This window comes from Streptomyces sp. NPDC014727 (assembly GCF_043083485.1).
Taxonomy (GTDB): domain Bacteria; phylum Actinomycetota; class Actinomycetes; order Streptomycetales; family Streptomycetaceae; genus Streptomyces.
In genome coordinates, this window is sequence record NZ_JBIBYR010000012.1 from 68,446 (window position 1) to 94,352 (window position 25,907).

At 70.7% G+C, this 25,907-nt stretch carries 23 protein-coding genes and 1 pseudogene; 11 read left to right on the forward strand and 13 right to left on the reverse strand.

Translation table 11 applies throughout. The annotated features are described in order from the left end of the window. Window positions 1-15: 15 nt before the first annotated feature. On the reverse strand, window positions 16-714 hold the full coding sequence (locus ACF1B9_RS20240) for a DedA family protein (RefSeq protein ID WP_391746127.1): 699 nt from the start codon (window positions 712-714) through the stop codon (window positions 16-18). 146 nt (window positions 715-860) lie between these two features. Between ACF1B9_RS20240 and ACF1B9_RS20245 the strand changes: the two genes are divergently transcribed. Further along, entirely contained in the window at window positions 861-1,226 is a 366-nt protein-coding gene (locus ACF1B9_RS20245; protein WP_376211244.1) for a YbjQ family protein, read from the forward strand. Window positions 1,227-1,294: 68 nt separating this feature from the next. Here the strand turns inward: ACF1B9_RS20245 and ACF1B9_RS20250 are convergent, their stop codons facing one another. Continuing rightward, window positions 1,295-2,053, reverse strand: a complete 759-nt coding sequence (locus ACF1B9_RS20250; protein ID WP_391746125.1) for a MerR family transcriptional regulator — start codon at window positions 2,051-2,053, stop codon at window positions 1,295-1,297. A 137-nt stretch (window positions 2,054-2,190) separates the two neighbouring features. On the opposite strand from ACF1B9_RS20250, the gene ACF1B9_RS20255 reads away from it, so the two are divergent. The 3 genes from ACF1B9_RS20255 (at window position 2,191) to ACF1B9_RS20265 (ending at window position 5,799) form a co-directional block, all read left to right on the forward strand. Continuing rightward, window positions 2,191-3,510 carry an ion channel protein gene (locus ACF1B9_RS20255; protein WP_391746123.1) on the forward strand — a complete coding sequence of 440 codons (1,320 nt, stop codon included), beginning with the start codon at window positions 2,191-2,193 and terminating at the stop codon, window positions 3,508-3,510. 172 nt (window positions 3,511-3,682) lie between these two features. Continuing rightward, window positions 3,683-4,306 (forward strand): NAD(P)H:quinone oxidoreductase, encoded by a 624-nt coding sequence (wrbA, locus tag ACF1B9_RS20260; RefSeq protein ID WP_391746121.1) that lies wholly within the window; start codon window positions 3,683-3,685, stop codon window positions 4,304-4,306. A 71-nt stretch (window positions 4,307-4,377) separates the two neighbouring features. After that, window positions 4,378-5,799 carry a glutamate decarboxylase gene (locus ACF1B9_RS20265; RefSeq protein WP_391746120.1) on the forward strand — a complete coding sequence of 474 codons (1,422 nt, stop codon included), beginning with the start codon at window positions 4,378-4,380 and terminating at the stop codon, window positions 5,797-5,799. A 16-nt stretch (window positions 5,800-5,815) separates the two neighbouring features. On the opposite strand, the gene ACF1B9_RS20270 is transcribed toward ACF1B9_RS20265, so the two are convergent. The 6 genes from ACF1B9_RS20270 to ACF1B9_RS20295 all read right to left on the reverse strand — a co-directional run bounded on the left by ACF1B9_RS20270 (window position 5,816) and on the right by ACF1B9_RS20295 (window position 11,327). Then, window positions 5,816-6,601 (reverse strand): ABC transporter permease, encoded by a 786-nt coding sequence (locus ACF1B9_RS20270; RefSeq protein ID WP_391746118.1) that lies wholly within the window; start codon window positions 6,599-6,601, stop codon window positions 5,816-5,818. Then, entirely contained in the window at window positions 6,598-7,545 is a 948-nt protein-coding gene (locus ACF1B9_RS20275; RefSeq protein WP_391746116.1) for an ATP-binding cassette domain-containing protein, read from the reverse strand. The genes ACF1B9_RS20270 and ACF1B9_RS20275 overlap by 4 nt, the downstream gene beginning before the upstream one ends. Before the next feature lie 78 nt (window positions 7,546-7,623). Further along, entirely contained in the window at window positions 7,624-8,265 is a 642-nt protein-coding gene (locus tag ACF1B9_RS20280; protein ID WP_391746114.1) for a PadR family transcriptional regulator, read from the reverse strand. Window positions 8,266-8,283: 18 nt separating this feature from the next. After that, a complete protein-coding gene (locus tag ACF1B9_RS20285; protein ID WP_391746112.1) occupies window positions 8,284-8,835 on the reverse strand; it encodes a DinB family protein in 552 nt (183 codons plus the stop codon). Window positions 8,836-8,933: 98 nt separating this feature from the next. Continuing rightward, a complete protein-coding gene (locus ACF1B9_RS20290; protein WP_391746110.1) occupies window positions 8,934-10,391 on the reverse strand; it encodes an aldehyde dehydrogenase family protein in 1,458 nt (485 codons plus the stop codon). A 54-nt stretch (window positions 10,392-10,445) separates the two neighbouring features. Beyond that, window positions 10,446-11,327 carry a helix-turn-helix domain-containing protein gene (locus ACF1B9_RS20295; RefSeq protein WP_391746206.1) on the reverse strand — a complete coding sequence of 294 codons (882 nt, stop codon included), beginning with the start codon at window positions 11,325-11,327 and terminating at the stop codon, window positions 10,446-10,448. Between the two features lie 326 nt (window positions 11,328-11,653). Between ACF1B9_RS20295 and ACF1B9_RS20300 the strand changes: the two genes are divergently transcribed. Beyond that, window positions 11,654-12,151, forward strand: a complete 498-nt coding sequence (locus ACF1B9_RS20300; RefSeq protein WP_391746108.1) for an ATP-binding protein — start codon at window positions 11,654-11,656, stop codon at window positions 12,149-12,151. A 79-nt stretch (window positions 12,152-12,230) separates the two neighbouring features. Here ACF1B9_RS20300 and ACF1B9_RS20305 read toward each other — a convergent pair whose 3' ends face one another. Then, window positions 12,231-12,473 carry a DUF397 domain-containing protein gene (locus ACF1B9_RS20305; RefSeq protein ID WP_391746106.1) on the reverse strand — a complete coding sequence of 81 codons (243 nt, stop codon included), beginning with the start codon at window positions 12,471-12,473 and terminating at the stop codon, window positions 12,231-12,233. Between the two features lie 217 nt (window positions 12,474-12,690). Between ACF1B9_RS20305 and ACF1B9_RS20310 the strand changes: the two genes are divergently transcribed. Further along, on the forward strand, window positions 12,691-13,200 hold the full coding sequence (locus tag ACF1B9_RS20310) for a hypothetical protein (RefSeq protein WP_391746105.1): 510 nt from the start codon (window positions 12,691-12,693) through the stop codon (window positions 13,198-13,200). Between the two features lie 19 nt (window positions 13,201-13,219). Here the strand turns inward: ACF1B9_RS20310 and ACF1B9_RS20315 are convergent, their stop codons facing one another. Beyond that, window positions 13,220-15,370, reverse strand: coding sequence for an FUSC family protein (locus tag ACF1B9_RS20315; protein WP_391746104.1), 2,151 nt, complete (start codon window positions 15,368-15,370; stop codon window positions 13,220-13,222). A 197-nt stretch (window positions 15,371-15,567) separates the two neighbouring features. Beyond that, window positions 15,568-16,773, reverse strand: a complete 1,206-nt coding sequence (locus tag ACF1B9_RS20320) for a DUF2786 domain-containing protein (RefSeq protein ID WP_391746103.1) — start codon at window positions 16,771-16,773, stop codon at window positions 15,568-15,570. Window positions 16,774-17,117: 344 nt separating this feature from the next. On the opposite strand from ACF1B9_RS20320, the gene ACF1B9_RS20325 reads away from it, so the two are divergent. The 4 genes from ACF1B9_RS20325 (at window position 17,118) to ACF1B9_RS20340 (ending at window position 23,047) form a co-directional block, all read left to right on the forward strand. Then, a complete protein-coding gene (locus ACF1B9_RS20325; protein WP_391746101.1) occupies window positions 17,118-18,122 on the forward strand; it encodes a DUF1259 domain-containing protein in 1,005 nt (334 codons plus the stop codon). 268 nt (window positions 18,123-18,390) lie between these two features. Further along, window positions 18,391-19,596: a cytochrome P450 gene (locus ACF1B9_RS20330; RefSeq protein WP_391746100.1), complete on the forward strand. Its 1,206-nt coding sequence runs from the start codon at window positions 18,391-18,393 to the stop codon at window positions 19,594-19,596. Window positions 19,597-20,037: 441 nt separating this feature from the next. Next, window positions 20,038-21,093 (forward strand): type III polyketide synthase, encoded by a 1,056-nt coding sequence (locus ACF1B9_RS20335; protein ID WP_391744622.1) that lies wholly within the window; start codon window positions 20,038-20,040, stop codon window positions 21,091-21,093. Window positions 21,094-21,352: 259 nt separating this feature from the next. Further along, entirely contained in the window at window positions 21,353-23,047 is a 1,695-nt protein-coding gene (locus ACF1B9_RS20340; RefSeq protein ID WP_391744621.1) for a bifunctional 3'-5' exonuclease/DNA polymerase, read from the forward strand. A 12-nt stretch (window positions 23,048-23,059) separates the two neighbouring features. On the opposite strand, the gene ACF1B9_RS20345 is transcribed toward ACF1B9_RS20340, so the two are convergent. Then, the gene (locus ACF1B9_RS20345; protein ID WP_391744619.1) at window positions 23,060-23,305 is read right to left on the reverse strand and encodes a hypothetical protein; all 246 of its coding nucleotides are present in this window, start codon (window positions 23,303-23,305) and stop codon (window positions 23,060-23,062) included. 319 nt (window positions 23,306-23,624) lie between these two features. Next, a pseudogene (locus ACF1B9_RS20350) lies at window positions 23,625-24,676 on the reverse strand (alpha-lytic protease prodomain-containing protein); the annotation flags it as partial. A gap of 106 nt (window positions 24,677-24,782) precedes the next feature. Between ACF1B9_RS20350 and ACF1B9_RS20355 the strand changes: the two are divergent. Further along, a complete protein-coding gene (locus ACF1B9_RS20355; RefSeq protein WP_391744618.1) occupies window positions 24,783-25,874 on the forward strand; it encodes a DUF2804 domain-containing protein in 1,092 nt (363 codons plus the stop codon). Window positions 25,875-25,907: the final 33 nt, after the last annotated feature.

The window sequence follows — 25,907 nt, forward strand, 5'->3', positions numbered from 1 at the left end:
AACCGGCTCCCCGGGTCAGCGCTTGGCGTGGCGGCCTCGCTGGCCGGTGACCGGGCTCTGGCCCTCGCCACCGCCGGCCACCGCCGCCTCCTTCTTCGACTTGGAGCGGGCCCGCAGGAACTCGATCGCGATCGGCACCACCGAGATGAGCACGATCAGGATGAGCATCGCCTCGATGTTCTGGTGCACGAACTCGATCTTGCCGAGTGCGGCGCCGAGCAGCGTGACCCCGACGCCCCAGAGCACCCCGCCGATGATGTTGAACGTGATGAATGAGCGGTAGTTCATCCGGCTCACACCGGCGATGATCGGCGTGAACGTACGCACGATGGGCACGAAACGGGCCAGGATCAGCGACTTGGGCCCGTACTTCTCGAAGAACTCGTGTGCCTTCTCGACGTTCTCCTGCTTGAAGAGGCGGGAGTCCGGGCGCTTGAAGAGCGACGGGCCGACCTTGCGGCCGAAGAGATACCCCACCTGGTCGCCGATGATCGCCGCCAGCGCCACCAGGACGCAGACCAGCCAGAGCGGAGACTTCAGCTGCCCCGTGGTCACCAGCAACCCCGTGGTGAACAGCAGGGAGTCACCGGGCAGGAAGAAGCCGATCAGCAGTCCGGACTCGGCGAACACGACGAGGAGGACGCCGGGAAGTCCGAAGGTGTTGATGAGATAGTCCGGGTCCAGCCAGCTCGGTCCGAGCGCAAGCGTATTCAAGGGTCCGGGCTCCTGGATCGTTCGATGGGGGCTGCGTGGCCGCCCAAAGCTATCAACGGAGAATGACGTCCACGGGTTCCAGTGGCCCCCGCGAAAATAGGCACGGGGCCAACCGGGACAAAGCTCTCTCCAGGAGGTGCCACACGATGAGTATCGAGGATTTCGGCGGCGGGCAGGCGGACCAGTCGGATGTCCTGGTCGTCACCACGAACGACGTACCGGGCTACCAGGTGACCCGCGTGATCGGTGAGGTGTTCGGTCTGACCGTGCGCTCCCGCCACCTCGGCAGCCAGATCGGCGCCGGGCTGAAGTCCATGATCGGCGGCGAGCTGAAGGGGCTGACCAAGACGCTCGTCCAGACCCGGAACCAGGCGATGGAGCGGCTGGTCGAACAGGCCAGGGCACGGGGCGCCAACGCGGTCCTGATGATGCGCTTCGACGTGACCGAGGCGGCCGACGTGGGCACCGAGGTCTGCGCGTACGGCACGGCGGCCGTGATCAGCAAGATCTGAGTGACGCCGGCACGGGGGGGCGCTTCCGCCCCCGTGCCGGCCGCGCGTGCGCGGGTTACGTGCGCGGGTTATGAGAGGCGCTCCGCATTGGCGTCGATCGCGTCCCGCAGGTGCGCGGCCAGGCCCGGCCACATCGACTCGTAGTACGCGCGAAACCGCGGGTCGGACACGTACATCTCGCCGAGCCCCCGGTGCATCTCGGGCGTGCACTCGTAGAACCACCCGGTGATGTGGAGCCGGTGGGCCTCGGCCAGGTCCATCGCCCGTTCGCCGGTGGCCGGTTCACCGGCCTCCATCAGCGCGTCGTAGGCGGCGCTCCAGTCGGCGACCTCCGCCTGCATCCGCTTCCAGTCCTCCTTGGTGTAGCGGGCGGCCCGGCGCTGCGACTCGGCGTAGGCGGCGGTGCCGCCCCAGCGGCGTTCGGCCTCCTCCGCGTGCTCCTCGGGGTCCTTGCCCCCGAAGACCTCGAACTTCTCCTCGGGCGTGAGGTTGATGCCCATCTTCCGTGCCTCCATGGCTGTCTCGACGGCGGCTGCCATCTTCCGGAGCTCGGCGATCCGGTCGGTCAGCAGCCGGTACTGGCGGCGCAGATGCTCCTGCGGGTCCGCGGCCGGATCGTCGAGCAGTACCGCGATCTCGTCGAGCGGGAAGCCGAGCTCCCGGTAGAACAGGATCTGCTGCAGCCGGTCGAGGTCGGCGTCGTCGTAGCGGCGGTGCCCCGCGTGGCTGCGCCCGCCGGGCGAGAGCAGTCCGATGCCGTCGTAGTGGTGCAGAGTGCGCACCGTGACCCCGGCGAATCCGGCGACCTGTCCCACGGAGTAGTCCACGACTCCCCGCTCCCTTCTCCGTTTCCGGTACGTACCGAGCCTGGGTCCTGACGTGACGTGAGGTGCAAGCCCGGAACACCACCACCTCCGGCGCCATTGGAGGGGTTATATGGCTTTTGCGTCGTTATGGTGAGCCGATGGCCGCAGACTCTCCCCCGCCCGCCGAAATCCCTCCCGCCCGACCGACGTCCGCCACAACCGCCCGCGCCGGGACCACTCCGGTACACCGGCTGCTGCCCGTCATCGTGCCCGCCCTCGCCGTCGGCGTCGCCTCGGCCCTCGTCCTGCTCGGGATCAGCCTGCTCGCGGAGAAGCTTCAGGACGTGCTCTGGGGGACGGTCCCCGACGCGCTCTCCATCGGCCGCTACTCCTCGCTCTGGATGATCGTGATGCTCACCGCCTGCGGGCTGGTGGTCGGGTTGCTGGTCCGGGTGGTGCCCGGTCACGCCGGTCCCGATCCGGCGACCACCGGGCTGGTGGATCCGCCTCTCGCGCCGGTCGTGGTTCCGGGACTGCTGCTCGTGACCGTCCTCACGCTCGCGGGCGGGATCAGCCTCGGCCCGGAGAATCCGATCACGGCCGCCAATATCGCGCTGACCTACTGGCTCGGCCGCCGGTTCGCTCCCGGCACGACGGCGGAGCTGTGGATCTCGCTGGCGGCGGCCGGCACCATCGGCGCGCTCTTCGGCACCCCGGTCGCCGCCGCGCTGATCCTCTCCGAGACGCTCGCCTCGCGCCCCGGACCGGGTGCGCTCTGGGACCGGCTGTTCGGCCCGCTCGCGGCGGGCACCGCCGGCGCGCTCACCATGACGCTGCTGGCCCACCCCAGCTTCGACCTGTCGCTGCCGCCGTACACCCGCCCGCACTGGGGCGATCTGCTCTCCTCGGTCGTCATCGCCCTGGCGGGTGCGGTACTGGGCCTGGCGGCGGTGTACGCCTTCCCGTACACGCACCGGTTCTTCCGGGCACTGAAGCACCCGGTCCTGGCGCCGGCCCTCGGCGGGCTGCTGCTCGGCCTGCTCGGGGCACTGGGCGGTCATCTCACCCTGTTCAAGGGGCTCGACGAGGTGAGGGTGCTCGCCGCCGACCCGAGCGGCTGGTCGGCGGGGCAGTTCGCGGTCATGGCCGTGGTGAAGACGGCCGCACTGCTGATCGCGGCGACCTGCGGCTTCCGGGGCGGGCGGATCTTCCCCGCCGTCTTCGCGGGGGTGGCCCTGGGGCTCTGCGCCCACGCCCTGGTCCCCTCGGTGCCGGTGGCGCTCGCGGCGCCGTGTGCGGTGCTGGGCGTACTGCTGGCCGTCACCCGGCAGGGCTGGCTGAGCCTGTTCACCGCGGCGGTGCTGGTCGGCGGCGCGGCCGTCCTCCCGATACTGTGCATCGCCTCGCTGCCGGCCTGGCTGCTGGTGACCGGGCGACCGCAGATGCAACTGCACGAGGACGGTACGCCGCTGAGGTGAGCCCGGCGCGGCGACGAGTACCGGGCCCCAGCCCCGAGCGGCGCCGGAGCGTACGACGCGCCCTCCGGCCCGGACTCCGCTCGACGCGCCGGATGCCACCGGTATCCGTATCGTCTCCTCCGTACGGATATGCCCCGATACGCCCCTTCAGGCTCTGCCGGAGGTCGCCGCGATGCCCACGCCCGTCAACGTAGCCGTCATCTACTACTCCTCGACCGGCACCGTCGCCGCGATGGCCGAGGCCATCGCGCAGGACGCCGAGAAGGCCGGTGCGGAGGTACGGCTGCGCAGGGCCCGTGAACTCGCCCCGCAGGCGGCCATCGACTCCAACCCGGCCTGGGCCGCCAACGCGCGGGCGACCGCGGACGTCGCCGAGGCGTCGCACGACGACGTGATCTGGGCGGACGCCGTGATCTTCGGTACGCCGACCCGGTTCGGCAACGTCGCCTCCCAGCTCAAGCAGTTCATCGACACCCTCGGCAGCCTCTGGCAGGCGGGCCGTCTCGCCGACAAGGTCTACAGCGGCTTCACCTCCACCAGCACCGCGCACGGTGGCCAGGAGTCCACGCTGCTCGCGCTCTACAACACGGTCCACCACTTCGGCGGCATCCTGATCGCCCCCGGCTACACGGACCCGTCGAAGTTCGTCGACGGGAACCCGTACGGCACCTCGCACGTGGCGGGCCAGGGCGACATCCCGGTCGGTGTGCAGACCCTGACCGCCGCCCGGGTCCAAGCCGAACGGGTCGTGAGGTTCACCCGGGCCATCAAGGACGGCCTCGCCGCCGAGAGCTGAACGCACCGCACGCCCACAGGACCGTGGCGGTTCACAAAAGACCGCCGAGAGCCGAGAAAGGCTGTTCACCGATGCCTCTCCACAAGGGTTCGCATGGTACGGAGCCGTCCGAGAAGCGCCGCAGACTCGCCCTCAACCCGTTCTACGGAGAGGCCGACCCGATCGCCGGAATGGAGTCGGCGCCGCCCCGGCACCGGCTTCCCGACGGGCCGATGTCACCCTCGATCGCCTACGGCCTGGTCCACGACGAGCTGATGCTCGACGGCAACGCACGGCTCAACCTGGCCACCTTCGTCACCACCTGGATGGAGCCCCAGGCCGGGGTGCTGATGGGCGAGTGCCGCGACAAGAACATGATCGACAAGGACGAGTACCCCCGCACCGCCGAGCTGGAACGGCGGTGCGTGGCGATGCTCGCCGATCTGTGGAACGCCCCCGACCCCTCGACCGTCGTGGGCTGTTCGACGACCGGCTCCAGCGAGGCCTGCATGCTCGCCGGAATGGCGCTGAAACGCCGTTGGGCCGCCAGGAACGCCGACCGCTACCCGGCGACCGCCCGGCCGAACCTGGTCATGGGCATCAATGTGCAGGTCTGCTGGGACAAGTTCTGCAACTTCTGGGAGGTCGAGCCGCGGCTGGTCCCGATGGAGGGCGACCGCTTCCATCTCGACCCGCAGGCCGCGGCCGATCTCTGCGACGAGAACACCATCGGCGTCGTCGGCATCATGGGCTCCACGTTCGACGGTTCCTACGAGCCCGTCGCGGAGCTCTGCGCGGTCCTGGACGCCCTTCAGGAACGCACCGGCCTGGACATCCCCGTCCACGTGGACGGGGCGTCCGGTGCGATGGTGGCGCCGTTCCTGGACGAGGATCTGGTGTGGGACTTCCGGCTGCCCCGGGTCTCCTCGATCAACACCTCCGGGCACAAGTACGGCCTGGTCTACCCGGGGGTCGGCTGGGCGCTGTGGCGCTCGCCCGCCGAGCTGCCCGAGGAGCTGGTCTTCCGGGTCAACTACCTGGGCGGCGACATGCCGACCTTCGCGCTGAACTTCTCCCGGCCCGGCGCACAGGTGGTGGCGCAGTACTACACGTTCCTGCGGCTGGGCCGGGACGGCTACCGGGCCGTTCAGCAGGCCTCCCGGGACGTCGCGACCGCGCTGGCGCAGCAGATCGAGAAGCTCGGAGACTTCCGGCTCCTCACCCAGGGCGACCAGTTGCCCGTCTTCGCGCTGACGACCGCGCCGGACGTGGAGGCGTACGACGTCTTCGACGTGTCCCGCCGGCTGCGGGAGCAGGGCTGGCTGGTGCCCGCGTACACCTTCCCCGCCAACCGGCAGGACCTGTCGGTGCTGCGGGTGGTGTGCCGCAACGGCTTCTCGTCGGACCTCGCCGAGCTGCTGCTGGAGGACCTCCGGCTGATCCTGCCCGACCTGCGCCGCCAGCCGCACCCGTTGAGCCAGGACAAACAGGCGGCGACGTCCTTCCACCACTGAGCGCCGAGCACCCCGATCAGCGGCCGATCCGGGCGAACCTTCTTACGGCCAGCGGGAAGAACACCGCAAGCAGCACCAGCGGCCAGACCACCGCGAGCAGTTCGGCATGGTCGGACGCCCAGGTGCCGCCCGCCCCGCCCGGATTGCCGAACAGGCCACGCACCGCCGTGGCCGTGGCCGACATCGGGTTCCATTCGACGGCCGCGCCCAGCCACCCCGGCATCGAATCGGGGGTGGCGAAGACATTGGAGAGGAAGCCGACCGGCCAGACCAGGATCTGCACCGCCTGCACCAGCTCCGGCTTCCCGGCCACCAGGGCCAGCTCGATGCCGGTCCACAGCATCGCGAACCGCAGCAGCAGGAGCAGCCCCATCGCCACCAGCGCCGCGGCCGGCCCGTGGTGCCAGCGCCAGCCGACCGCGTAGCCGACGCCGGTCATCACGGCGAGCGCGGCCACCGACTGGAGCATGTCCGCGACGCTCCGGCCGACCAGTACCGAACCGGAGACCATCGGCATGGCGCGGAACCGGTCGATGACGCCCTTGTCGAGGTCCTGGGTGACCGCGATCATGGTCGACTCCAGGCCGAAGGCCACGGTGAGCGCGAGCATGCCGGGCACCAGGAACTCGGTATTGTCGCCGTCGACTCCCTGCCCGCCACCCACCAGGTAGTTGAACATCAGCAGCAGCATCACGGGGAAGACCAGTCCGACGACGATCCGGACCGGCTGGCGCGCCCAGTGCGCCAGTTCGCGCCGGGTCATCGTCCAGGAGTCGGACACCGCCCAGCTCATCGCGCTCATGCCGCCACCTCCGTGTGTTCCAGCTTCCGCTCGGTCAGCGCGAGGAAGACCTCGTCGAGTGTCGGGCGTCGCACCGCGATGTCCTCCGCCTCGATGCCCGCCTCCTCCAGGGCCCGTACGGTCCGGGTCAGGGCCGCCATCCGGTCCGGCGCCGGTGCCCCGATCAGCCGCCGGTCCGCGTCGACGACCGCGCCGTCACCCAGCAGTCGTGCCGCGGCGGCCAGTCGGGACCCGTCCCGGACGACGACATCGATGCGGTCCCCGGCCACCATCGCCTTCAGCTCGTCGGACGTCCCCTCGGCGGCCACTCGTCCGGCGTCGACGACCGAGATCCGGTCCGCGAGCTGATCGGCCTCCTCCAGGTACTGCGTGGTCAGGAGTACGGTCGTGCCGCCGCCCACCAGGGAGCGCACCGCCGACCACACCTCGGCCCGGCCGCGCGGGTCGAGTCCGGTGGTCGGCTCGTCCAGGAAGAGCACCTCCGGGTCGGTGATCAGCGAGGCGGCCAGATCGAGCCGTCGCCGCATGCCGCCGCTGTACTGCTTCACCGGCCGCCGTCCGGTGTCCACGAGACCGAAGCGGGTCAGCAGCTCGTCCGCCCGCGCGCCCGCCCGGCGGGCGCCCAGGTGGTACAGCCGGCCGAACATCTCCAGGTTCTGCCGACCGCCGAGTTCCTCGTCGACCGCCGCGTACTGCCCGAGCAGCCCGATGCGGCGCCGGACCTCGCCGGCCCGCTCCCGTACGTCGAACCCCGCCACCTCGACCCGCCCCTCGTCGTGCCGCAGCAGCGTGGACAGGATGCGTACGGCCGTGGTCTTGCCCGCGCCGTTGGGGCCGAGCACGGCGTGGACGGTGGAGCGGCGGACCGTGAGGTCCAAGCCGTCCAGGGCGCGTTTCTCCCCGTATCGCTTGTGCACACCTTCGACAACGATCGCGTCGGTCAAAGTCCCCACACCTTCCCGTAGTCAAACTTGACTAGCGAGGTCGAAGGTAACGCCGCCGACCCCATTCGTCAAACTTGATTACTCGTCGTCGCCGGGGTCCCGGACACCCGTCGCGTACGGGTTCTCCTGCCCCTCGGCGAGCACACCGATGAAGGGTTCACCCTCCCCCGCGAAGGTGTACGCGCCGCCCTCGATGCGGGCGATCAGCCCGCGCGTCCACTCCGCACCGGCGTCCGCCGAGTGGACCCACATGTTCATGATCTCGCCGATGTGGCCGAGCGACCCCGGTCCGGCCTCCGGCGTGTAGTACTCGGTGACCGAGGCCCGCCAGGCCGCGAGGCCGGCCACCCGCTCCTTGAGCAGCGCGACCGCCTCGGCCCGCTCCAGGTCGACGATGCCGCCGAGGCCCGCCGACAGCACGTCCAGCTTCTGGTCGTACGAGGTCAGCGCCGCACGCAGCAGCGTGAGGTACTCCTCGTTGCCCCGCTCGGTGATCTCGTACTCGGTACGGGGCGGACCGCCCGCCGTGCTCGGAGCGGTCTCGTGGGCGATCAGCAGTCCCTGCTTCGCCATCTGCTTCAGCGCGTGGTAGACCGACCCGGGCTTGGCGTTGGACCACTCGTGCGCACCCCAGTACTCCAGGTCGTTGCGGACCTGATAGCCGTGCGCCCGGCCGTGCTGACGCACGGCGCAGAGGACCAGCAGCCGGATCGCGGACATGTCACGCACCCCTTCTATTCAACTTTGATCAGCGTAACCGCCCGCCTCGGCCACCAACTCGAACGCGGTACGGCCGTCCAGGGACTCGCGGATGATGTCGGCGTGCCCGGCGTGCCGGGCGTGCTCCTCGACGAGATGGAGCAGCAGCCACCGCATCGAGACCCGCCCCTCCTTCGGGAACCACGGCGCGTCGGGCAGCGGAAAGGTGTCGTCCAAGCTGGGCAACGAGCCGATGAACTCCTCGACCTCGGCCGCGACGCCGTCCCAGAACTCCAGCATCCCCTCCACCGTCTCGTCGCCGACGAGCCGGAAGCTGTCCGCCCAGGTCTCCTCGGTCCGGGAGGTCTCGCTCGGCCGTTGCTGCGCCATCCGGAGCCAGTTGAGCTCTCCCTCGGCGACGTGCTTGAACAGCCCGGACAGGGAGAGCTCGCTCGCGCTGGGCCGGCTCGCCGCCTGCTCCTCGGTCAGACCGATGAGGGAGCGCCGGATCGCGCCGCGCTGCGCCTCGACGAAGGAGAGGAGCGCGCCGCGCTCGTCGCCAGAGGTCTCCGCGGGAACGTGAGTGACCATGATGACCGCCTTGGTGAGCCGTGCCGGTTTCTTCCTGACACCGACCAAGCTACGGACCCTTGCGGTCAGCTTCTGTCCTCGATGTGGCGGAACGGCTGTCAGAAGGGGAACGCGCTCCGGCCGTGCTGAATGGACATCCATGTCTCGGTCGTGAAGGCGCGGACGGTCGCCTCGCCGTTCAGCCTGCCGATCCCGGAGGACTTCTCGCCGCCGAAGGCGACCAGCGGATCGTCCTGGACGGTGGAGTCGTTGACGTGGAACATGCCGCTGACGACCCGCTGCGCGAACCGCACTCCGCGCTCGGCCCTGCGCGTGTGCACGGCGCCGCTCAGCCCGTACGGGGTGTCGTTGGCGATCCGTACGGCATCGTCCTCGCCGTCGAACGGCACCAGCAGCGCCACCGGGCCGAATATCTCCTGGGACAGCAGCGGGGAGCCCTCGGGGAGCCCGGTGAGCACGGTCGGCTCGACGAGATTGCCGCGGGTCCCGCCCCGCACGAGCGCGGTGGCCCCCTCGGCGAGTGCCTGGTCGACCAGTGCGGTCAGGGCGTCCGCCTGGAAGGTGTTGATGACCGGACCCATGTGGGTCTCCGGGTCACGCGGATCACCGGTCCTCAGTGCGGCCACCCTGGCGGTGAACTTCTCGGTGAACTCCCGCTCGACACCGCGGTCCACCAGGATGCGGTTGGCGGCCATGCAGACCTGCCCCTGGTACACGAAGCGACTGAAGACGGCCGCGTCGACCGCGTAGTCGATGTCCGCGTCGTCCAGCACCACCAGGGCGCTGTTGCCGCTGAGTTCGAGGATCGTCCGCTTGAAGTGCCCGGCCGCGATCGCGCCGATCTGGCGGCCGACGCGGTCCGTGCCCGCGAAGGAGATCACCTTGGGTACGGGGTGCTCGATGAACGCGTTCCCTATTTCGGCGACATCGGTGATCAGGACGTTGAGCAGCCCGGCGGGCAGGCCCGCGTCCTCGAAGATCCTGGCGATCAGTCCGCCGCCGACGACCGGGGCGTTCTGATTGGGCTTGATGACGACCGCGTTGCCGAGCGCGAGGGCCGGCGCGACGGATTTCATCGTCACCAGGAAGGGGAAGTTGAAGGGGCTGATGACCCCTATGACGCCGACCGGTTCGCAGTAGAGGCGGTTCTCCTTGCCATCGGCCACGGAGGGCAGGATGTGGGCCCGGGGGCGCAGTGTCCGATGGATCGCGTCGCGCAGGAATTCCTCGGCGACCCGGACCTCGTACTCCGCCTTGAGACGGGTTCCGCCCAGTTCGTCGACGATCGCCTCGACGATTTCGTCGCGCATTTTCCCGATGACGTCCAGGGCTCGCTCCAGAACCCTGCGGCGCTCGTACGGGCCGGTGGTGGCCCAGGACCGCTGGGCACGCTCGGCGGCCCGATAGGCGAGGTCGACCTCGTGCGCTGTCGCGATGGTGATCGCGGCGAGTTTCTCCCCGTTGTAGGGATTGAAATCGATGATGTCCCACGAGCCGGTTCCGGTCCGCCACTCACCGTCGATGTACTGGTCGGCCAGCTCGTAGAAGAAGGACATGCGATCCCTTAACTCAGGTGCAGACTCCCGTCGAACCGCCATCGTACTGATGAATCAAGTGAGTTGGAGTAGACCACGGAGCAGATCGCGGCTCTCCTCGGGGCCGGGACTGTCCTCGTGCAGCCGCGCCATGGCCTTTTCGTACTGAGCGACTTCTTCGGCCTTGTCCAGATAGAGCGCACTTGTCAGCTGCTCCAAGTAGACAATGTCCGACAGATCGGATTCGGGGAATCGGAGCATCGTAAAAGAACCGCTCTCGCCGGCATGCCCGCCAAAACTGAAGGGCATCACTTGAAGAGTGATGTTGGGCTGTTCCGACATTTCGATCAGATGCCGCAATTGTCCGCGCATGACTTCACGGTCGCCGTACGGCCGGCGCAACGCCGCCTCGTCCAGTACGGCGTGGAAGCGGGGTGCACGTTCGGAGACGAGGGCCTTCTGGCGCTCCAGCCGCAACGCGACGCGGCGGTCGATCTCGACGGCGGGGGCGTCACCCATGCCCCGCGCGACGACCGCGTGCGCGTAGGACTCGGTCTGCAACAGACCGTGGACGAACTGGACTTCGTACACCCGGATGAGCGATGCCGCTCCCTCCAGACCGACGTACGTCTGGAACCACCCGGGCAGCACGTCCCCGTAACTGTGCCACCAACCCGCCATGTTGGCCTCACGGGCCAGGCCGAGCAGGGCGTCGCGCTCCGCATCGTCCGTGACGCCGTAGAGCGTGAGCAGGTCCTCGACGTCCCTGGCCTTGAAGCTCACCCGTCCCAACTCCATGCGGCTGATCTTCGATTCGGAAGCCCGGATGGAGTAGCCGGCCGCCTCCCGGGTGATCCCCCGGGAGTCGCGCAGCCGCCTGAGCTGTGAGCCCAGCAGGATGCGCCGCACCACAGATCCACTCGACTCGCCTGCCGCCACTGACCCGATCCTCCCCATCGCTTCCTGGACACCGGGGCTCCCCCTGAACCCCAAGTGCCGGATTCTGCCACCAAAACGCTTCAGCCCGTACTCATTCGATTACGGAAATGGCAAGGCCGCCGCAAAGCTACGGAAATACACGCAGGAAGAAATGACCAAGAACCGGCACGGGTTCGGACAGGTCCGGCGCGTGCACGTGCATCTGCCCTTGCATCTGCCCTGCGCATTCGGAACCATGGCTCTCGCGCACCTGCGTGCTCGTTCGTGTTGTGCCGCTGTACCCCGTAGTACGGGTACAGCCGCGAATCCCGGGAGTGCCTCGCATGGGGACGAATGGATCGACGATGCTCGAGCCGTTAAGGCAGGGGCTTCCCCCCATCGATCCCTCAGCCGTCTCCGGCTCGGCCACCTGCACACTGCCCGCCCGGTACGAAGCCGTGGGCGGGGCACGGCGGTTCACCAGGAAGACGCTGAGCGGCTGGGGACTGGACGATCGCTTCGACGACGTCGCACTGGTCGTCTCCGAACTCGTCACCAACGCCCTGCGGCACGCCCTGCCCGGGGACACCGCACCGGACTTCCAGGAACCGCCCGTACGGCTGCACTTGATGCGTTGGAGCTCACGCCTGGTGTGCGCCGTGCGCGACCCCAGCCAGGAGAGCCCCGTCGCCTCCGAGGCGGCCGACTCGGCGGAATCGGGCCGTGGTCTCTTCCTGGTGGAGTCCTTCAGCGACTCCTGGGGCTGGCACCCCTCCCCCGCCCTGGGGGCGGAGAACCTGAACAGCGCGGCGGCGCCGCGCGGCAAGGTGGTCTGGGCGCTGTTCCGGCTGTCCGACAACTGAGGGCGCGTGCCCGGCGCGTGGCCGCCGTCGGCGGATCGCGTCGGGCCGGTACGGGCCGGGCACCGGCCCGGGGGCTCGGTCAGCTGCCCGCTATGAGGTGGTCGAACTCCCCGTCCTTCACCCCGAGAAGCAGCGCCTCTATCTCGGCGGGCGTATAGACCAGGGCAGGCCCGTCGGGGTGGCGTGAATTACGCATCGCCACATCCCCTCCGGGCAGTTTCGCGAACTCCACGCAGGAACCCTGGGAGTTGCTGTGTCTGCTCTTCTGCCAGACGACTCCGCGAAGCTCTGTGGCCGCCATGCCGTTGTACACGTCGTGCACAGGACGCTCCCCGAGTTGCAAGGTGCAAGTGTCAACTGTCTCGGATCATAGCTCTGTTCAAATATTGCTGCATGAGCAGATGCATGCGCGGATGCACGTGCACGCGGGGTGTTCCCACGATTACAGCTTTACGGCATATGCATAGACGCACGGGAGGCCTGTTCGGCTCCGTCTACCCCGAGCCGAGCACCCCATACCCGAGAGCCCCGCTGGTAGCTTGGCGCGGTCTTTCATCGACGAGGGGGAATTCCACGTGCACACCGTCATGCGCTCCGGCGGCGTAATCATCGCCGGAATCGTCATCGCCGTCGCACTGACCGGCTGCGGCAGCGGCAACGGGAAGAGCGAGTCGGCCAGCGGCTCCGACGCCGGGAAGACCGGCCGGGTCCCGGGCGGCGGTGGCTCCGGCGCCGGGGCCGACGCGGCTTCGCTGGAAGGCGGCTGGGCCGGAAAGACCGACGGCAAGGCGGTGATCCTGTCCGTCGCGTCCGGGAAGGCCGTGCTCGTCACCGAGCAGCAGGCCTGCACGGGCACCGTGAAGGAGACGGGCAAGGTGACGCTCGCCCTGAAGTGCGCCGACGGCGACACCGCCCGCACCACGGGATCGGTCGTCTCCAACGACGGCAAAACCATCAAGGTGTCCTGGGACGGCGGGACGGAGGACACCCTGGCCAAGACCGAACCGGGAGCGATCCCTTCGGGCCTGCCGGGCCTGCCGACCCCCTGACGGCCGACCGCGCCGCCCGTCAGTCCGCCCGGTCCCGGGGCCGGGCCGGCTTCGACGTCCCGTCCAGCCCCCGGGAGAACTCCTCCAGGGCTTCGAGAAGGAGGCCCGCCCCGTTCCGTACGAACGGATCCGCCCCGCCTTCGTCCGTCCGCTGCCGCGCGTCCCACGCCTCCAGCGCCTCGCGCACCTCCGCCCAGTCCGGTACGCGCCGCTCCCGCACCTCCTTCGCCGCTCGTTCGGTGGCCCGGCGCAGCGCCTCGGCCAGGCGCGCGGCGGCCGGTACGGGGGTGGCGCCGCCGCACGGGAGGTGGGCCTCCAGCAGCATCGCGACCCGGCCGAGCTGGGCGAGGGCGTGCTGGGTGTCGTCGGCGGCGGCACGGGACAGGCCGCGGTTGCGCACCGGTTCGTGCTGGGCGGTGGCCAGCGCCTCCTGCCAGGCCACACGTGCCTCACGGGTGTCGAGGAGCGCGGAACGGACGTCGTCGTGACCGCGCTCGGCCGGCTCGGCGTACTGGTCGACGACCGCGGCGGCGTACCGCCCGTCCGCCTTCAGCCAGTCGCCGAGCCTGCCGCGGAGCCTCGGGGTCTCCCAGGCCGGGTAGGCGGCGTACGAGATCATCGCCAGCAGGCCGCCGACGAGGGTGAGGACGACCCGTTCGAAAACGGTCTGCGACCAGGCCTCGCCCGCCATGCCGAGCAGGAAGACGACATACGCGGAGACGCACGCCTGGCCGACGACGTATCCGGTGCGCATCAGCAGATACATCAGCAGGGCGCAGAGCACGGCGAACACCGCGGACGGCGTCACGCCGGGGTGGGCGGTCCGGACGATCGCGGTGGCGAGCGAGACGCCGACGATCGTCCCGCCGAAACGGGCCACGGAACGCCCGTACGTCTGGGTGAACTCCGGCCGCATCGCCATGACGGCCGCCATGGGCGCCCAGTAGCCGTGGCCGAACGGCAGCGACACGCCGATGAGGTAGCCCACGGCGACGACGACGGCGACCCGGACGGCGTGCCGCAGGATCGGTGAACCGGGGCGCAGTTCGGCCCGCATCGCCCGCACGACGACCGGGACCAGCCGCAGCAGGGTGGGGCGGCGGCGGTGCGGGGCGCCGGGCGCCTCGCCGGTGGCCTTGATGGCCTCGGCGGCCTTCTCGGCCTCGGCGTCCTCCTCCTTCGTCCCCGCCCCCTCGGCCGTCTCGATGACGTCGGAGAGCAGCGCGCCGAGCCGGTCGGCGGCGCGGCGGGGCGGGCCGACGAGGAGGGAGCCGGTGTCGGGCGTCTTCAGTACGGCGACGGCGGACGGGGAGAGCTTCACCGGGTCGCCGTGGCGGATCGCGCGTGCCGCCGAGTCGAGCACGGATCCGGCGGCGGCGAGGAGCTCGCGGACCCGGTCCCGCTCCGGCCCCTCGGCCGGCACGCCCATCGCCGGGTCCGCGAGCGAGGCGAGCACCGGCCTGATCCGTTCGGCGACACCCCGGGAGCCACGCAGTTCGGGCGGTCGGCGGCGGGCCTGCCAGGGCGTGACGGCTGCCGCGCTGCGGGCCTTCATCAGCGGTACCGGGTCGAAGGCGGAGAGCGGGTCGTGGCGCAGCCGCCGCGCGTAGTCGGCCTCGGCGGCCAGGGCGTCGGCCAGGGCGTCGCGCTGGGCGCCCCATCTCCGTACCGGGAACAGGACGATCAGCGCGGCCTGCACCACACCGCCGAACAGGATCATCGCGGCGTGCACCGCCGAGTTCGCGACGGAGCTGGGCAGGGTGACCGTCACCAGCATGATCGCCACGTTCGACGACGCGATGATCCCGCCCGTCGGCCCCGCCGCCCAGGCCAGGCCCGCCAGGAACGTCCAGAGCACCAGCAGGGCCAGGAACAGCGGTGTGTGAGAGCCGGTGAGATAGCCGAGGAACGTCGATACGGCGAGGCTCGCCCCGGAGACCAGGGCGAGGACGGGCCGGGGACGCCAGCTGCGCTGGAACGTGGCGATGGCCGCCTGGAACGCACCGAACGCGGAGCTCGCGGCGACGACGGGCCCGAAGAACGCGAGGCCGACCCCGATGACGAGGGCGAGACCGACCGCACCGCGGATCGCGATGAGCGGTTCGAGACGCCGCCGCTCGATCGTCAGCCCCGAGCGGGCCGTCTCCTTCAGCGCCCGGAGCCAGCTCATGCCCAGAGCCTAGCCGGAACAGCCGATAAGCCGGAATTACCACATAACCACCGGAAGGTCCGCCGGGGCTGTCGAGGCCGTCGGGGCCGTCGGGGCCATCGGGGCCATCGGGGCCATCGGGGCCGTCGGGGCCGTTCGGAGGGGCCGATGACGGAAACGCCGGAACGGCCCCGGAGCGGAGGGGGCGCCCGAGGCGCCTACCGGCTCCCGCGCCCGCCGTCGATCCCCGGCCCGTTCCCGCCCGTCCTCGCCCGGTCCGCGGCGGCCGTGCCGTGGGTCCATCCGTCCAGGTCCGTGGCGCCCCGGACGCGCGTGGTCGTGGTCTCGGGAAACATCCGCTCGGCGGTGTCCGTGACCGCCATGTCGCGGGCGGCGAGGACCGGGAGCAGGTGGGGGGTCGCGGACCCCGCAGCCCCGGATCGGGCCCCGGTCCCGGCCTCCTCGGCCTCGGCATCCGCGGTGACGCGGGCGGCGTCGGCGGCGAGCCGGCCGCCCAGGCGCTGGGCGTACGCCATCAGGAAGGACTGCCGAAACGTCTTGGTCCGCTTGCGTCCGCCCGCCCGCTGGCCCGCCTCGGCCTTCGTCATCGCCACCGTGCCCTGGACCAGCAGGGAGGTGTACAGCAGTTCCACGGCGTCCAGATCCGGATCGAAGCCGACCACCGTGGAGAAGCCGAGATCGCCGTTCCACACCGCCCGGCAGCGGTTCGCGGAGGCGACCGCGTCGAGCAGGATCGCCTTCGCCGTCTCGTACGGGGCATCGACCCCGATCCGGCACGCCCCGGGCGCCTCCTTGCTGTGGGTACGGGCGGCGAGCAGGGCCTCGTCGATGGAGTGCCGGGCCATCAGTTCCTGCGCCTTGGTGGTGAGGGCCTCCGCCTCCTCGGGGAACCCGGTCGCCTCCGCCTTGGCGAGCAGGGCGCGGATCCGGGTCAGCATCCGGGGTTCGTCGTGCGCGGGCGGCAGACGGAGTCCGTGCGGAAGGGCACCGGGCGGCGGACCGACCGGTTCGATGGCGGGGAGCCGGAGCAGCAGCCGGTACAGGCCGAGAAGGGCGGAGGCATAGGAGAACCTGTCGGGCCGGTTCCGGGCCGGCGCGGCGGGCAGCCCGTCGAGCTGGGACCGCCAGCGGGGCGGCAGCCGCTCGTACCGTCCGGTCTCCGAGCCGATCAGCCCGGCGACGAGTCCGACGGCGGTCTTGTCGAGTTCGCGGCGGACGATGCGTACGACGTCGGCGGGGAGCCAGCCGCGCTCCCAGGCCCGGCGGACGAACTCCTCACCGCGCCGGTGCAGTTCGGCGTCGACCGCGGGGTGGGCGGCCAGGAGGGAGGCGCCGCTGTCGAGACCGGCGTCGCCGTCCGAATAGAGGGCCGCCGCGAATGCCTGGTCGATCACCGGTTCCATGAGGTCAGGGTAGGCAGGGCGGTACGGCACGGTACGCCTGGCCCCGTGCCCGTGGACGGGCGCGGCGGCCGTGACCGTCCGGTCCGGCGGGCTCTGAACCCCGGCCGTCGGCGAGGCGGTGCGGGCCGTCCGCGGCGGAGGCCGGACATGGACCCACCCGTCCACACCCTGTGGATATCGAACTGCAGGGCGACCACGCGCGAGGCGCTTGGCCCGGTGGAACGCCCCGGCCGGGCCGGGCGGTGCGATTGGTCCATCCAGCCCGACCCGCTGACGATGCATCCGCTTTCATCCTTTTATCCAGGTTTCGCGTGCTTTCATCTCGCCATGGAGGCGATCAAGTGATGACTGGAGACCGACAGCAGGACACCCGCGCACGGGCGATCCCGTCGCGGCGGCGGGTACTGGCCGCCGCCGCGCTCGCACCGGTGCTGACCGCGGCAGGGCCCGCCGCCGCCGCTCGCGCCCTGCCCGCGAAGATGGCCGGGACGGGGCACACCGGGCGGATCGAGCCGGTGCGGACCGACCTGGCGGACTGGGCGGGCGTGGCACGGGCCCTGGGCCGCAGCGGCAACATGCTGCGCGGAACGACGTACCACACGGGCTTCCCCCGGCGGGACCTCCACGTGGTCTCCAAGGGCGTCCTCGTCACACCGGGGCTCGCACTGGGCACGCACGTGGCCTTCGTCCGTTACGCGGACGGCTCCACGATGCTGATGGGCGACGTGGTGGTCACCGAGAAGGAACTGCAGCGGGTGACCGACGCCTGGCAGGCGCACGGAATCGAGCAGACCGCGCTCCACAAGCACCTGCTCGCCCAGATCCCCGACCTCTGGTGGACCCATGTCCACGCCCACGGCCACGACGCGGTGGCCCTGGCCCGCGGGCTGCGCGCCGGATTCGACCGCACCGGCACCCCGCCCGCCGTGCCCCCCGGCCCCGTGACCACGGTCGACCTGGACGTCGCGGGGATGGAGGCGGTGCTCGGCACCAAGGGGTCCGTCGAGGACGGGCTCTACAAGATCCTCTTCGTCCGGCGCGAGACCATCATGTACGGCCATCTGATCCTGCCGCCCGGTCTGGGGTCGAGCAGCGCGTTCACCTTCCAGCCGCTGGGTGGCGGGCGTGCCGCGCTCAGCGGCGACTGCGCCATGCTCGCCGACGAGGTTCCGCACGTACTGAAGGCCCTGCGACGCGGCGGGATCGAACTCGTCGAGCTGCACAACCACCACCTGGCGGAGGACCCCCGCCTGTTCTTCACCCACTTCTGGGCCGTGGGTGACGGCGTCGAGCTGGCACGGGCGCTGCGCCCTGCGGTGGACGCCACCGACGTCGTACCGTCCGGCTGAGAGCGCCCCCGCACGCCGGACGCGCCGGCCCTCCCCGGCCGCCGGGCCCCCACCGACGCTGCCGTGCCCGTCGGCCCCTGCTCCCCACCGGCCGGCCGGGGCCGCGGACCGATTCCGCCGGTCCAGCGACCCCGGCCGCCGAATCCGCTCTTCATATGGACCAATCGACCCGGAGCGGCGCGTGCCCGTGCGGACGGCCGGGCACCCATGTCCCGTCCAGCCCGCCCATTCCCCGAACCACCCGTCAGATTCCCCTCTGGAGCTCCGTATGGAACCAGTCGCCGGCGCCCGGTACTGCCCGTTCGACTACGCCGAGGCCCTCGAATTCGACCCGGTGCTCAGGCACTTGATGACCGAAGAACCCGTCTCCCGCATCCGGCTGCCGCACGGTGACGGCGAGGCATGGCTCGTCACCGGCTACGACGACGTGCGCACGGTGACCACCGACCGGCGCTTCAGCCGGAGCGCCATCATCGGCCGGAACTTTCCGCGCATGACCCCTGAGCCGATCGTCCAGGACGAGGCCATCAACGTGATGGACCCGCCGGGCAGCAGCCGGCTGCGCAGCCTGATCTCCAAGGGGTTCGCGCCCCGTCACATGGAACGCATGAAGGTGCGTACCCAGCATGTCGTGGACGAACTGCTGGACCGCATGGAGGAGCACGGTTCCCCCGCCGATCTCTTCGAGCACCTGGCGGCCCCGCTGCCCCTGACCACCATCTGCGAAGTCCTCGACATTCCCGAGGGTGACCGCGCACAACTGCGCGCCCACGCCCGGACCATGATGGACACCACCGTCGAGAACAAGGACGCCGCGGTACGCGCCAAGGCCGATCTCCGCGCCTACTTCCAGAAGTTGACGGCCGAGCGGCGCGCGAACCCGGGCGACGACCTGATCAGCGCGCTGGCCACGGCGCGCGACGGGGACGAGATCCTCAACGACCAGGAGCTGACCGTCATGGCCATGGTCCTGCTCATCACCGGCCAGGACACCACCACGTACGAGATCGGCAACATCGCCTACACGCTGCTCACCAGGCCGAACGAGCTCGCCATGCTGCGCGAGCGCCCCGACATGCTCCCGCAGGCCATGGAGGAACTGCTGCGCTTCATCCCGTTCCGCAAGGGCGTCGGCATCCCCCGGGTCGCCCTGGAGGACGTGGAGCTGAGCGGGGTGCTGATCCGGGAGGGGGACATCGTGCACGTCTCCTATCTGACGGCCAACCGCGACCCCCGGAAGTTCGACCGGCCCGACGAACTGGATCTGCAGCGCGAGAATCCGTCCCACATGACGTTCGGCTGGGGCGGCCACCACTGTCTCGGCGCCCCGCTCGCCGCCACGGAGCTCCAGGCCGCCATCGGAACCCTGCTGAAGCGCTTCCCCGCTCTGAAGCTGGCGACGCCGGCCGAGGAGGTGCGCTGGAACAGGACCGCCATCTGGCGCTATCCCCTCGAACTGCCCGTCACCTGGTGACAGGGGCGGTCCGGCAGCGCACCGGACCGCCGCGCACGGACGGCGACTGTCCTCGATGATGCGTCGCGGCAGGGCGCCCGGCCACCCGGCACGGTCCCGGGGCGCCGGGCGCCCTGCCGCGCGTCGGCGCCCCGCCCGCGCCGGCTCGACATGCGGCCCCGATCGGCCTGCCGTAACGTGGTTCCGACGGCCACCCAGCCGTGGCGGATCAACGTCTGATCAATGACCGATCAAACGTCCGTCCACGAACGGCTAGAACTCAGTCTTCGACGGTCGGCCCGTCCGCGCCCGTTCCAGGGGTACCGAACCCGGCGCAGGAATCCACCGAAACCCTGTCCCGCGCCGCGCGTACGGGGCCGTGGTGGCCGTTCCCGCGTCGCGGACGCCCCCGTGACCGTCCCGGGCCCGGCGGCGTGGACCAAGTCCGCTAGGAGGAGTTCCATGGCGGTTCTCTGCAAGCCGGCCATCGCGGTTCCCGAGTACGTCATCACCAACGAGGAAACCCTTGAGCTGGCACGACGGTTGCACGGCGACCATCCGCAGATCGACCTGGTGCTTCGGCTCATCGAACACACCGGGGTGCAGAAACGGCACCTGATCCAACCCATCGAGAAGGTGCTGCAGCACCCGGGCTTCGACGCCCGCAGCATCACCTACGAGGAGCACACCAAGGCCCGCGTTCCGGAAGTGGTGCGCCGGGCGCTCGACCAGGCCGAACTGGAGCCGCAGCAGATCGACTTGATCGTGTACGTCTCCTGCACCGGCTTCATGATGCCGCCGCCGACATCGTGGCTCATCGGAGAGATGGGCTTCCGGCCTCAGACGCGCCAGCTGCCGATCGCCCAACTCGGCTGTGCCGCGGGCGGCGCGGCCGTCAACCGGGCCCACGACTTCTGCAGGGCCTACCCGGACGCCAATGTGCTGGTCGTCGCCTGCGAGTTCTGCTCCCTGTGCTATCAGCCCACCGACCTGGGTGTCGGATCCCTGCTGTCCAACGGCCTGTTCGGCGACGGCATAGCCGCCGTCGTCCTGCGAGGCCATGGAGGCACCGGGGTCCGCCTGGAACGCAACGGCTCGTTCATCATTCCGGACACCGAGGACTGGATCTCCTACGCGGTCCGTTCCACCGGGTTCCACTTCCAGCTCGACAAGCGCGTTCCCGGAACCATGGAGCCCCTCGCTCCGGCCCTGAACGCCGTGGCGGACGAACACCAGTGGAACGCCGGCAAGCTGGACTTCTACATCATCCACGCGGGCGGCCCACGCATCCTGGATGATCTGAGCCGCTTCCTCGATGTGCCGCCCGAAGCGTTCCGCTTCAGCCGGGCCACGCTCACCGAGTACGGCAACATAGCCAGCGCGGTGGTGCTCGACGCCCTCGGTCGAATGTTCGACGAGGCTTCGGCCCTCGACGGCCACCGCGGACTGATGGCCGGTTTCGGCCCCGGCATCACCGCCGAAATCTCCCTGGGAACCTGGACGACGGGCTCCGATTAGGCCACGGCCCTCCCGGCGTGCGAGGGCCCTGGGATCCCGGGACGGGCTCCGGGGACGGACCCCGGTTCCGGGGAGCGGCAGGGCAGGACCGGGCGGGGCGGAACCGCGCACGACGGTCCGCACCGCGCCGCGCGAGGTCCCGCCCGTCGCCACCGCCCGTCGCCACCGCCCCGCACCCTCACGCCGTTCCCGGCCTCCCGCCACCCCGGCGCGCCCCGGCAACGCCCCCGTGTCAGTGCCGGGTGCCAGACTCGACCACATGACCGAACGTTGGGCTCTGGCCGCCACGGAGACCGGCGGCGCCCTGCTCGCCCCGCTGGACTCCACCGGCCTGCCCACCGCCCCGGTCCTGACCGAGGCGGACCTCGTGGAGGCCGTCCGGTCCCGCCCGGAGGTCACACGCTGGGTCTGGCGGTCCACTGCCGAGATCTACCCGCGCCTGCTCGCGGCGGAGGTCCCCGTGGCCCGGTGTTACGACATCGAGGTCGCCGAATCCCTCCTCCTCGCCCATGAGGGCCGTCTCGGCGAACCCCGCTCCGCGGCCGCCGCCCACGCCCGTCTGCACGGCGCTCCCGTGCCCCCCGATCCGCCGCCGCGCTCCGCCGAGCCCGGTTCGCAGTCCTCCCTCTTCGAGCCGCGGTCCGGCACCGGCCTGCCGTTCGACGACCTGCTCCAGGTCTATGCCGACCAGCTCCGCCGCCATGACGCCACGGCGCACCCGGGCCGGATGCGCCTGCTGACGGCCGCCGAATCGGCCGGCATGCTGGTCGCCGCCGAGATGAACCGTTCCGGCCTCCCCTGGCGCGCCGATGTCCACCGGGACGTGCTCCAGGAACTGCTCGGCGAGCGCTATGCGGGCGGCGGCGAGCCCCGCAGGCTGGCCGAGCTGGCCGACGAGGTGTCGGCCGCCTTCGGCAGACGGGTCCGCCCCGACCTCCCCGCCGACGTCGTGAAGGCCTTCGCACAGGCCGGCATCAAGGTGAAGTCCACCCGGCGCTGGGAGCTGGAAGAGCTGGACCATCCCGCGGTGGAGCCCCTCATCCGGTACAAGAAGCTGTACCGGATCTGGACGGCGCACGGCTGGAGCTGGCTCCAGGACTGGGTGCGCGACGGGCGTTTCCGCCCCGAGTACCAGCCGGGCGGCTCGGTCAGCGGGCGCTGGACGACCAACGGCGGAGGGGCGCTGCAGATCCCCAAGGTGATACGGCAGGCGGTCGTCGCCGACCAGGGCTGGCGCCTGGTCGTGGCGGACGCCGACCAGATGGAACCCAGGGTCCTGGCCGCGATCTCCCGCGACCGCGGTCTGATGGAGGTGGCGGGCCATGACGGCGATCTCTACACGGCGCTGTCGGACCGGGCCTTCCACGGCGACCGGGACCACGCCAAGCTCGCCCTGCTGGGCGCGATCTACGGCCAGACCTCGGGCGACGGCCTGAAGAATCTGGCCGCCCTGCGCCGAAGATTCCCGCTGGCCGTGGCCTATGTCGACGACGCCGCGAAAGCGGGCGAGGAGGGGCGCCTCGTACGGACGTATCTGGGCCGGACCAGTCCCCCTGCGGCCGGAAGCGGTGACGACGACGAGGCCGGTATTCCACAGGAGAGCACCGAACAGCCTTCCGGAGACGGTGGGTTCACGCCGGGATACGCATCGTCCCATGCCCGCGCACGGGGCCGCTTCACCCGTAACTTCGTGGTGCAGGGCAGCGCGGCGGACTGGGCGCTGCTGCTCCTCGCCGCCCTCCGCCACTCGCTCCGCTCCGCCGGGCTCCGGGCCGAGCTGGTCTTCTTCCAGCACGACGAGGTGATCGTGCACTGTCCGCAGGAGGAGACCGAGGCGGTCGTGGAGGCGATCCGGTCGGCCGGTGACACCGCCGGGCGGACCGTCTTCGGCGACACGCCGGTGCGCTTTCCGTTCACCACGGCGGTGGTGGAGCGCTATTCGGACGCGAAGTAGCCCGCCCCTCGCTCACGCACCGGAGCCAGGCGTGCCGGACTCCCCGCGCCCCCGTTGTTCACCCGTGTCCGGCCGCGCATCATGTCCCGGCGCGGGCCGGGCGCCCGGAGCGTTCTGTTCGCCGAAACCGGCCAGCCCGTGGTCGTAGTGTGCGGGACGCAGATGCTGATGACGATGCCGGGCATTGAGCCGATGGATGACGAACGCCGCGATCGCGATCATCGCGAGGACGACCACCACGGTGACCAGGGTGTTCATGCGATACCGGCCCCCTTCGATGCGCAGGCCGACGAAAGCGGCTCATCGGGAGCCGTACACATCCAGGCTACTCCGCGCCCGGACGGACGCTCGTCGGCCGGACGGCGCATCCGCACCCGTGTCCGCTCCCGTGTCCTCCCGGTCCGTGTCCACCCCTGTGCCCTCCCGGTCCGTGTCCGCGCCCGCGTCCTCCCGCGGAAGCGGAAGGGTCCGGACCGGATGAGAAGCTCCGGCCCGGACCGAGCGCGGCGTGCGCCCCGCGAGGGAAACCCCGGGGCGCACCCGCGCAGCGGTGGTGCGCCTTTGCCGTGCTGCGTGTCTACCCGCGTTCCCACAGCGCGGGGACGTTCGGCGGTACCCAGCCGGTCATGGCCGAGTGCGCCTGCAGACAGCGGTACGCGACCCCGCCGTACGTGACGCGGTCTCCCGCGTTGTAGAGCGTTCCGGCCGCCCAGGTGGAGCCGGGCGGGTCGGTCGGCGGATCGGTGGGCGGATCGGTCGGGGTGCCACTGGTGACCAGGGTGAGCCCGTACGCCTGGAGCGCCGGGTTCACCGGCTGGAAGTACGTCGTACCGCCCTGGGAGCAGTTGCCGGAGCGGCCGGACGTGACGCCCTGCGCCTGGCTGCCGGAGATGAACGAACCGCCGGAGTCGCCGGGTTCGGCGCACACATTGGTGCGGGTGACTCCGGAGACGGTGCCCTCCTGGTAGGTGACGCTGGTGTTGCGTTGCTGCACCGTTCCGCAGTGCCAGCCGGTCGTCGAGCCCGAGCGGCAGACCGACGAACCCTCCAGCGCCTCGGTGATCCGGTGACCGTCACATCGCCGTTGCCGTACCCGTTGACCAGAGCGCGCGGCGTCCAGTTGGTGTTGGTGGCGACCCAGGAATAGTCGCGGCCGGGGAAGGTGGAGCCCTGGAAGGAGCCTTGGGCCTGCTGGTTGTAACCGCTGGTGCTGACCCCGGGGGTGCCGCAGTGACCGGCGCTGACAAAACCGGACTGGCCGCTGCCGCGCTTCACGGGAAAGCCGATGGAGCAGCGCCCGGAGCCGTTCATGTAGTAGGCGTCACCACCCCGCAGATCCGTGAAGGTACGGGGCTGCTCGGCCGACCGGCTCACCGTCACCACCCCGCGCGGCACATGCGCCGCGGCGAGGAAGGCATCGGCGGCCGAGGCGCGGGCGGCCTCCACGACCACGCGATTGGTGGCCACGTCGACGTACCAGGCGGGTATGTCCTCCGGGGCCCTGCGCCGCGCGACCCGGTCCAACGCGGCCTTCGCGGCGTCGAGTTCGGCCAGGCTGTGCTCGACGACGACGGGCCGGGCGCCGGCCCGACGGATTCGGGCGGTGTCCGCGGCGTCGGTGGTTGTTATGGGGCCCCTTGACCGGCGGTACCGACAGCTCTTCCGCCGGGGTGACGGGGCAGCCCATACGACCTGATCCACTCTCCATCGCGCACCAGGTCGGTAGGCTCCGCGCATGGCCACGCGTGAACACGAGATCACCGAGCCCGTCGACCTGTGCCTGCCGGACGGCCGGCTGAACCCGGCGGCCCGCGGCTGGTCCAGGCAGCCGCTGCACCGCGCGAATCTTCGGGGCTGGGGGCGGACCAAGCGCTGGGAGTACTGGTGCGTGACCACCCCGACCCATCTCGTCGCCCTGACGGTGAGTGACCTCGACTTCCTGGCCCTGAACACGGTGTACGTACTGGAATACGGGCCAAAAGGGCGCGAGTTCGAGCGCACCTCGATCGTTCCCGGCGGGCGCGGCGTCCGTCTCCCGGAGGTGATCGCGGGCACGGTCGGCTCACCCGCCGTGGTGGTCGGTCCGCAGCGCCCCACCGGCGGCAAGGTCAGGATCGAGATCCGTGGGGAGGACGGGGGCACCCGGCTGCGGGCTCGGTGCCTGACGCCGCGCTCACCGCAGGGCGCCAGGGGCACGCGGGAAGGCGAAGAGGCCGTGGAGACCGTGGAGGTCGACCTCTTCGCCTCGCTGCCCGTCGGCCACGAGACGTTGTCCGTCGTCGTGCCGTGGAGCGGACGCCGCTTCCAGTACACGTCGAAGCACACGGCCCGCCCCGCCTCCGGTACGGTCCGGATCGGCGACAGGATCCTGGAGTTCGGTGAGGACGCCTGGGCCGTGCTCGACCACGGCCGGGGGCGCTGGCCGCGCTCGGTCGACTGGAACTGGGGAGCCGCCTCGGGGCGCACGGGCGGCCACACGGTGGGTCTGCAGTTCGGCGGCCGCTGGACCCGGGGCACCGGCGCGACCGAGAACGCGCTCTGCGTGGACGGCCGACTCACCAAGATCGGCGAGGAGTTGGAGTGGCGCTGGTCGCCCACCGACTTCATGACCCCGTGGACCATCACATCCGCGGGCGAACGGCCCGCGGTGGACCTGACGTTCACCCCTTTCCACAACCGCTCCACCCGCACCGACGCCGGTCTGATCGCCAACCGCACCGACCAGTGCTTCGGCCACTACACCGGCCTCGTCCGGGACGACGAGGGCCGCGAGATCGCCGTGGATCAGCTCCTCGGCTGGGCCGAGGACGTCCATATGCGCTGGTGATCTCTCCTCCCCGCCGCCGGTGCCCATAGGTTC

What these genes read in the sequence shown, in the direction of transcription:
- ACF1B9_RS20340 (WP_391744621.1), top strand. Translation starts at nt 21,353, where the DNA reads ATGACCGAACGTTGGGCTCTGGCCGCCACGGAGACCGGCGGCGCCCTG.
- ACF1B9_RS20355 (WP_391744618.1), top strand. Translation starts at nt 24,783, where the DNA reads ATGGCCACGCGTGAACACGAGATCACCGAGCCCGTCGACCTGTGCCTG.
- ACF1B9_RS20285 (WP_391746112.1), bottom strand. Translation starts at nt 8,835, where the DNA reads ATGGTCACTCACGTTCCCGCGGAGACCTCTGGCGACGAGCGCGGCGCG.
- ACF1B9_RS20265 (WP_391746120.1), top strand. Translation starts at nt 4,378, where the DNA reads ATGCCTCTCCACAAGGGTTCGCATGGTACGGAGCCGTCCGAGAAGCGC.
- ACF1B9_RS20330 (WP_391746100.1), top strand. Translation starts at nt 18,391, where the DNA reads ATGGAACCAGTCGCCGGCGCCCGGTACTGCCCGTTCGACTACGCCGAG.
- ACF1B9_RS20320 (WP_391746103.1), bottom strand. Translation starts at nt 16,773, where the DNA reads ATGGAACCGGTGATCGACCAGGCATTCGCGGCGGCCCTCTATTCGGAC.
- wrbA (WP_391746121.1), top strand. Translation starts at nt 3,683, where the DNA reads ATGCCCACGCCCGTCAACGTAGCCGTCATCTACTACTCCTCGACCGGC.
- ACF1B9_RS20325 (WP_391746101.1), top strand. Translation starts at nt 17,118, where the DNA reads ATGACTGGAGACCGACAGCAGGACACCCGCGCACGGGCGATCCCGTCG.
- ACF1B9_RS20280 (WP_391746114.1), bottom strand. Translation starts at nt 8,265, where the DNA reads ATGTCCGCGATCCGGCTGCTGGTCCTCTGCGCCGTGCGTCAGCACGGC.
- ACF1B9_RS20300 (WP_391746108.1), top strand. Translation starts at nt 11,654, where the DNA reads ATGCTCGAGCCGTTAAGGCAGGGGCTTCCCCCCATCGATCCCTCAGCC.
- ACF1B9_RS20270 (WP_391746118.1), bottom strand. Translation starts at nt 6,601, where the DNA reads ATGAGCGCGATGAGCTGGGCGGTGTCCGACTCCTGGACGATGACCCGG.
- ACF1B9_RS20245 (WP_376211244.1), top strand. Translation starts at nt 861, where the DNA reads ATGAGTATCGAGGATTTCGGCGGCGGGCAGGCGGACCAGTCGGATGTC.
- ACF1B9_RS20295 (WP_391746206.1), bottom strand. Translation starts at nt 11,327, where the DNA reads ATGGGGAGGATCGGGTCAGTGGCGGCAGGCGAGTCGAGTGGATCTGTG.
- ACF1B9_RS20345 (WP_391744619.1), bottom strand. Translation starts at nt 23,305, where the DNA reads ATGAACACCCTGGTCACCGTGGTGGTCGTCCTCGCGATGATCGCGATC.
- ACF1B9_RS20335 (WP_391744622.1), top strand. Translation starts at nt 20,038, where the DNA reads ATGGCGGTTCTCTGCAAGCCGGCCATCGCGGTTCCCGAGTACGTCATC.
- ACF1B9_RS20290 (WP_391746110.1), bottom strand. Translation starts at nt 10,391, where the DNA reads ATGTCCTTCTTCTACGAGCTGGCCGACCAGTACATCGACGGTGAGTGG.
- ACF1B9_RS20255 (WP_391746123.1), top strand. Translation starts at nt 2,191, where the DNA reads ATGGCCGCAGACTCTCCCCCGCCCGCCGAAATCCCTCCCGCCCGACCG.
- ACF1B9_RS20315 (WP_391746104.1), bottom strand. Translation starts at nt 15,370, where the DNA reads ATGAGCTGGCTCCGGGCGCTGAAGGAGACGGCCCGCTCGGGGCTGACG.